Here is a 611-nt window from a genome sequence, read left to right on the forward strand (position 1 = left end):
AGGCATCCATCACCTCGCGGGGATCGCCGGGCGTGCTCCAGCCCGGCCTGTTCCAGGTGCCCGGCAGCACCGCGACCACGTTGATCTGGCGGCCGCCCGCAATGGGATAGGCGACGAGATGGGCGTTCGGACCCATCCAGAGCTGCACCCGGCGCGCGGTGTAATCCTTCGGCAGTTGCGTGGCGTCCAGCGTGCCGCGCCAGGCGATCAGCCCGGAGAAGCGTGGCTGCACCTCGGGAAACAGATGCTGGCGGACCGTCGACCAGATGCCGTCGGCGCCGATCAGCGCACTGGCGAGATCGCTGCGGCGGATCGTGCCGCTGCGATGGACGACCGTCAGTCCCTTGGCATGCGGCGCGACGTCTTCGAAGGTCGCGCCCAGTTTCAGGTCGATATCGGGATGATCGGCAACGGCGCCGGCCAGCGCCGATTGCAGGTCGGCGCGGTGCACCACCCAATAGGGCGCGCCGGCCCGCGGCGACGGGGCGGGGGCGGCGGGCGGCGCCGGCCCGCGGCCGGGCCCCGGGGCGCCCCCCCGCCCCCGCCCCCCCCCCCCCCCCCCCCCCCCCCCCCCCCCCCCCCCCCCCCCCCCCCCCCCCCCCCCCCCCCCC

The 611-nt window shown here is 76.3% G+C and carries 1 pseudogene; it reads right to left on the reverse strand.

Annotated elements, in window-relative coordinates:
* Positions 1-475 (reverse strand): annotated as a pseudogene (locus MOV75_RS41110) (monooxygenase); the annotation flags it as partial.
* Positions 476-611: the final 136 nt, after the last annotated feature.

The sequence above is a fragment of the Bradyrhizobium sp. PRIMUS42 genome (assembly GCF_023006515.1).
In the GTDB taxonomy this organism is placed as follows: Bacteria; Pseudomonadota; Alphaproteobacteria; order Rhizobiales; family Xanthobacteraceae; genus Bradyrhizobium.